This window comes from Epilithonimonas hispanica, assembly GCF_003385395.1.
GTDB classification, from domain to species: Bacteria; Bacteroidota; Bacteroidia; order Flavobacteriales; family Weeksellaceae; genus Epilithonimonas; species Epilithonimonas hispanica.
Genome location: NZ_QNUG01000065.1, coordinates 1 through 11,578 on the forward strand (window position 1 = coordinate 1; position 11,578 = coordinate 11,578).

Here is an 11,578-nt window from a genome sequence, read left to right on the forward strand (position 1 = left end):
AGTAATTCGTTTAAATATTTGAATGTTAGATACTTAAATATACGAATTATTGCTATTTTACACAAATCTTATTTCTATTCTTATCCCGAACTCAGGTTAAATTATTTGTGCAAGATGTTATTTCTAAAATATCTCCAAAATCCTTGAGAATTTTGGAGATATTTCTTTATTAGAAAATTGTTTTTTAATCTTGAAAGTAATTTCAAAAATTTTTACTGATTTTACTGTAAGAGAAATTCCAACAATAAAATTCTTGGAGAATTTTTAGATTTCTTGGAGAATTGATTTTTCTAGAAATTCAAGAAATAATTTTCTAAAACAAACTTACATCAGAATTATAGGGCTTTCTGTAAAATTAATTTCTCCGAAAAATTTTCAAAATAAAATTCTTGGAGAATTTCCAGATTTCTTGGAGAATTGATTTTTCTAGAAATTCAAGAAATAATTTTCTAAAACAAACTTACATCAAAATAATAGGATTTTCTGTAGAAAATTATTTCTCCGGAAATTCTCAAAATAATATTCTTGGGGAATTTTTAGATTTTGTGGGGAATTGAATTATAATTTTAATCTCAAATCTTCAATTACTGTATTTACTAATAACTCGCCTCTAAAATCTTTATAGGAATCTGTGAGAAAATACTTTGTTCCTCCAGCAACACCTTCGGTTATGAGAATATCATCATCTTTCAATTTACTCAGCAAATATTTGATTTGGTTTCTGTTCAAAGATTTTTTTAGATATTGCTCTATTTCTCCTATTTTCATTTTCCTTCCTTGTAATATAAATAATATCATTTCCACTTCTGTAACGACATACTTTTTGCCAATCAGTTGCATTTCACCTTCTAATTTATGAAAGTCGTCAGCAAGTATATATCTGTTAGTGTGTGTTGATACTGGTCGGACTAAATCTTGTGAAAGTAATTGAGTCACAATATTTTCTTTTAAATTAGCGAAAATACCTTTTCTTACTTTGTACAGTGTGATAATTTGCTCAACCCCTAATTTAGGTTCTTTATCACTATGTTGATATTCATTAATAAAGATATGAAAAGCTTTATCTGCTATTTGCGAATATAAAATTAAAGTTACCTGAAACATATCGGAAAAAGAGTAATCCGGCTCTGGCTTGCCCTCTGATAAGGTCAGTGAAAATATCTTATCCACCCCTTGTCCACTTCTTTCAACCAAACCTGTTTTTTCTAAAATATCAGTCAATAGTCTGCTTCTGGGAGTGCTACTTACGGTCAATATGTTCTCTATGCTTACTCCTTTAGGAAATCCTCCAGGATTACTTATAATAATTTTGCTAGGAAATTGTTTAATAACTACTTCGCTTGCAATAGAATAATCACGGTGTGCTACAGCATTTAATATAGCCTCCCTAAGAACAGCTTCATTAAAATCATAAATATCATAAATGTATGCTCCGTTTTGTATTGGGTGCTTTTTATTAAGGAGGGGCTGGTTTATTAACTTCCAAACCTGATCTACGGATTTATAAAGAGGTTCATCAATCACAATCCTATTATCAAAGTGTATTTGGGATTCAGACGACCGGTACTCCCAAATGATCTTACATTGAGGCAAGTGTGTATTAAGCGCTTCTTTTTTTGCTAATAAAATTAGACACGCATAATTGAACCCTGCCTCTGTATTCAATTTTAAATCAGATAAAATTTGGGTTTTACTAAGTTGTGCAAATAGTGGATTCCTTTGTTTAATGGTATAACTATCTTTCAAAACTGAAAACGCCTCATCATCAATATCTTCCAAAGAAAAGTCTTTCACAATTTTGGCAGAAAAATCGGGCTCTTGTTCTGATAATATCGCAAACATCTCCTCATCGCTCATATTTCGCAAACTATCTCCTACTCTCATCAGTGGCACACCTTCGAATTTCAACATTTTGCCAATTGGTCTTGAAGGAATATGGGAAACCAGCACTCTTAATCCATTTTCATCAAATAATTCTTCAAGACGAACTCTAATTTCCAATTTCTCATACACTCCATCTTCCAACTCTCCAAGCTTGCCTTCAACAAAGTTGCTCCCCACCACATTATGAGGATAAGAATCATCCATCCCAAAAATTAATTTACCTCCGCCTTCATTAGCTAATGCCACGATATAACCCAAATAGCATTTTCTCCGGTTCTCTTGTTCTTTGTGAGAACCTCCATTGTAAGGAAAATTATTTTTAGCCTCTTTAAATTCTACTTTATCTTCCGACTCTCGCAGATACTGTAATTCAGGTATTGTCATAAAACATAATGTTTTACACAAAAATATTAAAAATAAATTTGAAGAATTGAAAAAGCAGTGAGAGATGAATTTTTAATTCTGGAAAAAAAATAGTGATACACTTGAATTTCTTGTTAAAAAGAAAATTTTGGCAAATGTAATTAGACAGAATATGAATTTTAAAATCCCCCTTTTGTTCCCCCTGAAAATAAAAAACCCTCTGTTAACAATAGTTACAGAGGGTTTTATGTACCCCAGACGGGAAATATCTGTGCAAAAAAGAGAAATAAAAAGAAATTAAATATCTGATTTTCAGTTGATTTTAATTTTTTGTTTTCTAATATTATCTTATATTTGCATTGTACACATTGCACATACATTGCACGAAAAAGATATTGAAATGGCGGTAACACTTCACAAAAGAATACTTAAAAGCGGTAACACTCAGTTTTATTTATCGGTTTATATAGATGGACAACAAACCCTCGAAACCCTTTTTACAACAAAGCCTAATGACCTAAAGGAAAAGAAAAAACTCGCAGAAGCAATAAGAGCTGAGAGAGAACTTGAAGTTTTGGCTAAAGGAACGAAATATGTTCCAAGACACAAAAAGAAAATTGCATTACTTGACTACTTTGACTATTACATTGAGAATTACGATAAGAAAGATATTAGAATGATAGAGGGGGTTGTGTCTAAATTCAAATTATTCTTACCCGATAAAAAAATTCTAATCACAGACCTCACAGAAAGTCATTTTTTAAAATTTATTGATTACCTGAATAATAAATGTGGGTTTAATGGTGAAACACCACATTCATATTGGAAGAGATTTAAGAAAATTATTCTTCAGGCTAATAGGGACGGCTATATTGATGATATTGCATATAAAAATGTGAGATTTAAAAAGAAAGGAGACTATAGTGAAACAAAATTAACCAAGCAAGTTTTGACAGAAGAAGAGATTACTGTCCTACAAGAAACGTACTGCGGTAATGCTGAGATTAAAAAGGCTTTTATGTTTGCTTGTTATTCCGGTTTGGGACTAGCAGAATGCAAAGTTTTGAAGTGGAACAATATTATTAATGACCGAATTATTATTAATAGAGAAAAGACGGGAACGGAAATAAATTTAGCATTGAGTCAAACTGCTTTAGATTTCATAGGAAAAAGACAAGAACCGCAAGGGCTCGTTTTCGACCTCAAACATGAAGGAAAATTCATTTCCGAAGTAAGCATTAATAAAACTTTAAATAATTGGTTAAAAAAATCAGAAATTGACAAAAAAATATCTTTTTACTGTGGGAGACATACTTTTGCAACTCGTTTACTAATAAAAGGAGCAAACCTTAAAACTGTTTCTGATGCTTTAGCTCATAAAACAACGGCAAATACAATTAAATACTTAAACTATGTAAATAGTTTGAAAGATGAGGCAACAAGTAATTTGTAAACAATATTCAATTTAAGCATGATGATAAGCAGTAGCCCATTAGAAAAAAATATAAAAAAGTTACAACAATATGTCAATGACAGCATTGATGCAAAATACCGAGATTACTCTTTCTCCTATTCTGTTAAATATAGTTATCTCACTGAACAACAAAAAAACTCCGTAACAGAATTTGAAATTGAAGAGTTCTCAAACAAACTTATGTTATTTGTTAGAAAAAATAGAGTTCTCAAACAAATCATTCACGATATTGAGAAACCAGACTTTCTTTGGGAAGGTAGTTTTGTAGAGTGTTTATCCGGTGAAGAAAAGAAAACATATGTAGAGTATGATTTTTCTTCATTTAATATTCTTGAGTTTATCAAAACTCCTTCACTCTATGATGAAACTTTGCCTCATTTATCACACATCATTGATTATGTCGTATGCATTCGATATTTGAAGTATCTGAAAAGTTTAATCAAACCTGAAAAGCCTCAAAAACCTACTAATTATCAATTTGTAGAACCTCAGAAGGAGAAAGAGCATAAAGTTAAAGTAAGAGAGGAAAGTACAGAACAAGATTTCGGGGCTAAATTTGAAGAATGGGAAATAGATCTATTAACAAAATGCATAAATGATTCAAGGATTTTTTCAAAAACAATAACTTCGGAAACTATGAATGAGATATTTTTCTGTAGATTGAAATTTCCCTTGATTATTGCTAATGGTAAGAATAAGCTTCTAGCCTATTTCTTTACGTCATTAGATGATCGAAGTCTTATTATTCGTAACTGGCAATCTTTGTGTGAACGAAAGACATTATTTCAGTCATTTAGTGGACACATACTAAAACAAAACGATTACTCCTCAAACGTTTATAGCAACAAAATAAAAGAGCCTAAAGATTGTCATATCATTGACAAATACATCAAACAACTCACAAAAGATTGAGAATGGTTAAATTTGGAAAATTTCTGCTTGTGTAGAAATCTGCTTAAAGTTATTTCAAGTTATGTTTAAGAAAACATTTTTGGATAACTAATTGAAAATATTAAAAATGAAAAGTTTATCCCAATTTAATATAGATGATTCCGATTATAGCGAAATTTTATTTCAAGCTATAAATCAAATCAAAACTGCCCGAACAGTAGTTGCCCAACAGGTAAATACTACAGCTAATTCTGTTTATTGGAGTTTAGGAAAGTTACTTTTTGAGAAGCAATTAGAAGAGGGTTATGGCAGCAGAGTTGTAAAGCAATTATCCAATGATCTCAAAAGAGAGTTCCCTGATATGGGATTGTCTCCACGTAATTTATGGGATATGAAGCGATTTTATGAGCGTTATCATTTAGAAAATCAAAAACTGCGACAGGCTGTCGCAGTTTTACCTTGGGGTCATAATTTGCTTTTAATCAACAAAGTACAATCAAATTCCGCTGTAGAGTTTTATGCGAACGAGGTTACTGCAAAAGGCTGGTCTCGAAATTTACTGCTTAATGCAATAAAAATGGACACCTACAGCCAAGTAAAAGACGAAATAAAAACCAATAATTTCAACAAGACATTACCCGAAATAAATGCCGAATATGCAAATGAAGTTTTTAAAAGCTCCTATAATCTTGGATTTTTAGGTATAACAGAACCTGTAAAAGAGTTGGAATTAGAAAACAGGCTAATCTCCAAAATCAGAGCTTTTGTTTTGGAGTTAGGAAAAGGTTTTTCCTTCATTGGAAACCAATACCGATTAGAATACAACAAAAAAGAATATTTCATAGATATGCTTTTCTTCCACAGAGGATTGCAATCTCTGGTAGCAATTGAACTGAAGATTGGAAGTTTCAAAGCAGAATATGTTGGAAAAATGAACTTATACCTTTCCCTGCTCGATAAATTGGAGAAAGGTGAAAATGAAAATCCGTCTATCGGTATCATTCTTTGTGCAGACAAAGACCATCTTGATGTAGAAATAGCATTACAAGACATCAATAAACCAATTGGAGTGGCTGAATACCAGTTGTTGCTACCAAAAGAAGAGCTTCAATCCCTAATTTTAAATGAAATAAAAGCAGGTGATATAGAAAACATTTAAGATTAAATAAAATCCCTCTAAGAGAAAGCAACTCTTCCCGCAAACAATCAATGCAGAGAAATCCTCCCAAAGATTGTCATATCATTGACAAATACATCAAACAACTGAAAAAAGATTGAGAATAGGTTAAGACCTCAATCATTGTCAATCAATATCTTCATTTTTCCATAATACATTTGCCCTGTCGACAACGAAAGAGGGTGCGCAGCCTCATTTTGTTAATCATTAAAAACAGTGTAAAATGGAAAAATCATTAGAAGAAAGAATTTCCGAATTAGAAAAAAATCAGTTTATTCAAAAAAATGTGCTCAGCTTTGAGGAGGCAAGCAAATTTCTAAATCTATCAAAAAGCTATCTTTACAAGCTCACTTCGGGTGGTCAAATTCCTCATTACAAACCGCAAGGAAAGATTCTCTATTTTGATAAAGATGAGCTTGAAAATTGGTTGAGACAAAATCCTGTACGATCAAAACAGGAAGTACAGGAAATGGCAGCTTCTTTTATTGCTTTCTCTAAAAGGAAAAATCTAAAATAGATGATGAGAGCGGAGAAAGAAGTTGTTCTTTCCTCTGTTGAATCTGCCAGTTCATGGAAAGAAGCCCGACTATTAATCACCGATAACTTTGAATCGCCTCCTGTAGTTTTGAAAATAGATGATTCCATTATTGGAACTTTGGGAAATTTCAGTGCCTCTACCGGAAAAGCAAAAAGCAAAAAAACATTTAACATCTGTGCGATTGTATCTGCTGCTTTAACGAATAGTATAGTGCTGAATTATGAAGCTTCTTTACCCATAGGAAAACAAAAGATTCTTTATGTTGATACTGAACAGAGCAAATTTCACTGCAAGCGGGTATTAAGTAGAATACTTCAGCTTGCAGGATTTCCTCTGAACCAGCATCCTCTAAATTTGGAATTTTTAAGTCTTCGGGGATACGCGACAAAAGAAAGGTTGAAAAAAATTGAAGAAGCCATTTATGAGATTGAAGAGCTTGGATTGGTAATTATTGACGGAATTCGAGACCTCGCTCACGACATCAATAGTCCTGGTGAATCAACAGACATCATTACAAAATTGATGCAATGGACGGATCAAAGAAAAATTCATATTCATACGGTACTCCATTTGAATAAAGGAGACGACAATACCCGTGGACATTTGGGAACCGAATTGAACAACAAAGCAGAAACAGTTTTGCAGATTACAAAGAATGAATTCGACAAAAATATAAGTTCCGTTACAGCGATGCACATTCGGGATAAAGATTTTGAACCTTTTGCATTTATGATTAATGATGATGGATTGCCGGAAATGGTTGAAGATTATCAACACCAACAATCTGTGAGCAATAAAGGTTTTGACTATTCTGAAGTGAGTGGAGAGAAACATAGAGAGGCATTAGAACTATTATTTTCGGAATCTTCATTGGTGTCATACTCGACACTTATTGAAAGATTACAAAATAGCTATGCTTCAATAGGACATGTCTTTGGAATCAACAAAGCTAAAAAACTAAAAACTTTTCTTGAGAACAAGAGAATGATCCTCAAAGAAGATAAGTTTTACAAGTTTAATCCTGATTTCTACTATTAATTCCTGAAAAAACAGGTTTAGTTTAGAACGGGTGTATATATAGGTAAACCATACTAAACTAGTTTAAAGGTTTAAACTGAAACGTAAACCATTAAACCTAAAAATCCCGCAATTCTTTGCGGGTGAAAGAAAAAAAACAATTTGAAATTATGAACGCAAAAGAAATAAATAAAATTTCAATAAAAAATTTCCTCATGGAATTGAATATTCATCCGGTTAAAGATCGTGGTTATTATGGTCTTTATTGTTCTCCATTCAGGGATGAGCATAATGCAAGCATGAAAGTAGATTACGAGAAAAATTTGTGGATGGATTACGGAGCAAATATTGGCGGAACTCTTATTGACCTGGTTATGCAGATTGAAAAATGTGATGCTCGAAAAGCAATATCCTTGTTTCAACAAAACGAAAAATTAAATAATAAGGGAGATTTTTCTTTTCACGGTAAGAAAGCGGCACAAAATGAACGAACCCCGGCATTTATTATCCAAAATATCCAAGAGATTAATAATCCCGCTCTAATTAACTATCTCTTAGAACGTGGAATAAATGTTAATATAGCTAAGCAGCATTGTAAGGAAATAAATTATTTGGTTAACGATAAGAATTATTTTGCAATTGGTTTTCAAAACGATATTCACGGATACGAATTACGAAACAAATATTTTAAGGGCTGTACTTCCAAAGCACCTGCGACTAACAATATTAGTAATGATGTTTGTAAAGTATTTGAGGGATTTACGGATTACCTTTCTTATCTAACACTCAAAAAAACTTTTCACCTGAAGGAAAGCAGTGTTATCCTAAATTCAATCAGCAATCTGGAAAAAGCCAAAATTTTTATAGATTCACATAATACTATAATTACGTACTTAGATAATGATGAAGCCGGACAAAAAGCCACTGCTTATTTGAAATCTTTTTGTAAAAACCTTATCGATAAATCATCTTACTATTCCGACCACAAAGACCTGAACGATTATCTCAAAAGCAAAAATAATCTAAAGAATAATTTTGCCAATGATGTTGACGAGAACAGAAATCCTGAACAGGCAAATACCTACAGAAGAAAAAGGTGACAGTTGCAGGCAGGCTTTTGAAAAGAAAAAGCCATAGCTTATTAGGGCTTTTTCTTAACGCTCCGTTGCACTTCACTAAAAAAGCCCCAATAAGCCAAGGGGGAATACTCCCCCTTTGGAAACCCCCGAATTATTTAACAAACCTGTTGTGCATTTAGGAATTAAAAAAGAAAAAAGATTGTCCATTTGATTAAAAAATCGTATATTTAATTGATTACCAAGTCATTAAATACATAAACAATCTTATTCAAAACTACAAAATTATTTTAAAAGAATTGACAAACATCTGTAAATATATTACTACAAGTAAGCAAATAAGGCTTCCAAAAATGTCTGATTTGGAACTTGTGGCACTCAACCTCACTGCAGAATATATGTCTATTAACTCTGAACTACAGTTATTTAGATGCATTTCAGGGACTGATTTGGAGGGAAGAATTGAAAGGAGTGTCTACAATAAAAGGAAAAGAAAACTTTTTCCCTACATTGAAAAAATCAGAGAAACCTTGAGCAGCAAGTTTTTGGATTTCACCGATGTCTTTATTGTGGATTCCACGCCAATTGAAATCTGTAAAATAAGTCGGGCAAATCGTTCTGCAATCTGTTCCACGGATGAGATCAAACCTGCATATGGATATTGTGCCGCACAAAAATCTAGGTATTTTGGCTATAAACTTCATGCGGTTTGTGACAAAAATGGAATCTTCCACTCGTTTGATTTTTCCCCTGCAAACGTTCACGACGTGAACTATCTGCACGACATTAAGGAGAATTTTGAAAATTGCTTATTAATCGGCGACAGAGGGTACATCAGCAAAGAATTCCAACTGGATTTATTCAACTATTCCAAGATAAATCTTTCGGTTCCAATGCGTAAAAACCAGCATAATTTTGTGGACTTTTCCAAGACAAAATCAAAAATCAGAAAGAGGATTGAAACCAATATTTCGCAACTGTGCGGACAGTTCTTAATAAATATTAACCTCGCAAAAACCTTTCAAGGTTTGGCAACAAGAATAGTATCAAAAATAACTTCTTTTACCATGATTCAATATCTAAATTTTTTCGTCTTCAAGAGAAGCTTGAATAAGTTAAAAATTAATTTGTGCTAAATGCACAACAGGTTTTAACAATTAAATTTAAGAAGTATGTCATATACCGTTTTACATTTAGAAAAAGCCAAAGGCAATGACTCTGGAATGTCAGCTCATATAGAAAGAACCATACATCCGAAAAACGCCGATGCTTCTCGAATCCATCTCAATAAAGAAATGATTTCATACCCAGAAGGAATCAAAAACAGAACTTCGTCAATACAATACAGGTTAGATAACGCCAATCTGAAAAGAAAAATTGGAACCAATCAAGTGAGAGCGATTCGTATTATGTTATCCGGAACTCATGAAACGATGAAAGCCATTGAGAAAAACAAACAATTGGACAATTGGTGTAAAGATAATCTCAATTGGCTGAAAGAAACTTACGGAGAAGAAAACTTGGTTTCAGCAGTATTACATATGGATGAAAAAACGCCTCATATTCACGCTACTATAGTTCCAATAGTCACAGGAGAAAGAAGAAAAGCAAAAAAAGACAATAATCCTCAAATCTATAAGAAGAAAAATTCAAATGGTAACCGTCTTTGTGCTGATGATATAATGGCAAGAAATAAGCTGAAGCATTATCAGAACACGTATGCTGTCGCAATGGCAAAATATGGATTAAGAAGAGGAATAGAGGGCTCGGAAGCCAAACATATTTCTACGTCTGAATATTACCGAAACCTCCATGAACAAAACCAACAGTTGGAACAGGAAAAGAATCAGAAGCAATCAGAATTGAAAGCCATTGAAAAGAATATTTCTTCAAAAAGAATTGTTGAAAATTTTGCGAATGCTATAACAGGCTCTAAAACTAAAAAATTGGAACAGGAAAATGAACAGATGAAAAAAGAAATGAACATTCTTAGGATTGATAATGACAGAGAAAAAGGAAAGATACAGGATTCAGTTTCAAAACTTGAAAATACATTAGAAAAGCAAAACAAGGTTTTTGACAAGGTATTACAATATCATCCTGAAGTCAAAGACTCTCTTCCTATTGTTATAGAATGTGAAAAGATGGGATTACCACCGGAACTGATCAAAAAGTTGTTGGAAAAGCAAGAAATCCATATCAGTGGAGAAATTTATTCTTCACGACACTTTAAAAGTTTCAAAGTTGAAAGCCTTAAGTTGAGCGTTGAAACCGACCAAAAAGAAAAAAACAAGATTCTGAAAATTGCAGGGGTTGAAAGCCAGAAATGGCTTGAAGAGAAATACAAGGAAAGTTTGAGATTTAATTCATCTAAATGTTATGAGGTCATTAATAGTAGGATAAAACGATAGAATTATATTTTTTTAAGAAGGTGTTATGAAACTTCTTTTAAGCCTTTTATTATATTATTCAATTTTTGTGGTTCGGCAATTTAATTTTGCTACTCAAGAAATGCTATCTTATAATCAATACAAGCTTTAAGTACGCGATTAATGAAAATCTTTTGCTAGTAAAGTGAGAAGTTTTGATAATCTACTATGAATAAAATTACACTTTAAACAAGTTTGAAACCATAAAGCTTAAGGAGTGAGAACTTCTGCTTGACCAAATCAACCCATTGACAACTGTTTTTCACCTCAATAATTATGGAATGAGAATTATTTTTTTAAAATTTAAAATAATTTTTATTAGATCCAGTTTTGTCGCTTATCTATATTAGATTCTCAGGACAATGTTAAAAAAATCCTAAAAAAAACAACAAATTGTTTGTTAGGATATAAATTAAATTATTAATTTTAAAAATAATTAAAAAACTCAAATCATGAGAAAAATCTATACAGCCGTATGTTTGCTGGGTTATCTTGCGGTGTCCTCTCAAGAAATTCAATGGCAAAAAAACATACAATCTTCCACGCAGGAATTTCTTACGACAATGACTTCCACTATTGACAGACAAATTCTTTTGTCGGGGAGTTCTATCAATCAGAAATCCCAACAACTAATAGCTAAGTTTTCGTTGCGTGCGAAGCACGAACAATGAAAACCCTGTTGAACGGAAGCTTCGGGAGCTTTTTGCTGGGCTTTTCAGATATTATGGG

10 protein-coding genes are annotated in these 11,578 nt (G+C 32.3%); 9 read left to right on the top strand and 1 reads right to left on the bottom strand.

Annotated features, from left to right (window positions below):
* Window positions 1-558: 558 nt before the first annotated feature.
* A complete protein-coding gene (locus DRF58_RS16925) occupies window positions 559-2,268 on the bottom strand; it encodes an ATP-binding protein (RefSeq protein ID WP_116037065.1) in 1,710 nt (569 codons plus the stop codon).
* 379 nt (window positions 2,269-2,647) lie between these two features.
* On the opposite strand from DRF58_RS16925, the gene DRF58_RS16930 reads away from it, so the two are divergent.
* The 9 genes from DRF58_RS16930 (at window position 2,648) to DRF58_RS16970 (ending at window position 11,520) form a co-directional block, all read left to right on the top strand.
* Window positions 2,648-3,700, top strand: a complete 1,053-nt coding sequence (locus DRF58_RS16930; RefSeq protein WP_123902440.1) for a tyrosine-type recombinase/integrase — start codon at window positions 2,648-2,650, stop codon at window positions 3,698-3,700.
* 18 nt (window positions 3,701-3,718) lie between these two features.
* Window positions 3,719-4,633, top strand: a complete 915-nt coding sequence (locus tag DRF58_RS16935) for a hypothetical protein (protein WP_116037068.1) — start codon at window positions 3,719-3,721, stop codon at window positions 4,631-4,633.
* A 106-nt stretch (window positions 4,634-4,739) separates the two neighbouring features.
* Window positions 4,740-5,771: a PDDEXK nuclease domain-containing protein gene (locus DRF58_RS16940; protein ID WP_116037070.1), complete on the top strand. Its 1,032-nt coding sequence runs from the start codon at window positions 4,740-4,742 to the stop codon at window positions 5,769-5,771.
* Window positions 5,772-6,012: 241 nt separating this feature from the next.
* Window positions 6,013-6,306 (top strand): helix-turn-helix domain-containing protein, encoded by a 294-nt coding sequence (locus tag DRF58_RS16945; protein ID WP_116037071.1) that lies wholly within the window; start codon window positions 6,013-6,015, stop codon window positions 6,304-6,306.
* Window positions 6,307-7,365: an AAA family ATPase gene (locus tag DRF58_RS16950; protein WP_206605238.1), complete on the top strand. Its 1,059-nt coding sequence runs from the start codon at window positions 6,307-6,309 to the stop codon at window positions 7,363-7,365.
* A 122-nt stretch (window positions 7,366-7,487) separates the two neighbouring features.
* On the top strand, window positions 7,488-8,444 hold the full coding sequence (locus tag DRF58_RS16955; protein ID WP_206605239.1) for a toprim domain-containing protein: 957 nt from the start codon (window positions 7,488-7,490) through the stop codon (window positions 8,442-8,444).
* A gap of 233 nt (window positions 8,445-8,677) precedes the next feature.
* Window positions 8,678-9,556, top strand: a complete 879-nt coding sequence (locus DRF58_RS16960) for an IS982 family transposase (RefSeq protein ID WP_116037073.1) — start codon at window positions 8,678-8,680, stop codon at window positions 9,554-9,556.
* 36 nt (window positions 9,557-9,592) lie between these two features.
* Complete coding sequence (mobV, locus tag DRF58_RS16965) at window positions 9,593-10,831, top strand: MobV family relaxase (protein ID WP_116037075.1); 1,239 nt, start codon at window positions 9,593-9,595, stop codon at window positions 10,829-10,831.
* Between the two features lie 470 nt (window positions 10,832-11,301).
* On the top strand, window positions 11,302-11,520 hold the full coding sequence (locus tag DRF58_RS16970; protein WP_116037076.1) for a hypothetical protein: 219 nt from the start codon (window positions 11,302-11,304) through the stop codon (window positions 11,518-11,520).
* Window positions 11,521-11,578 lie beyond the last annotated feature (58 nt).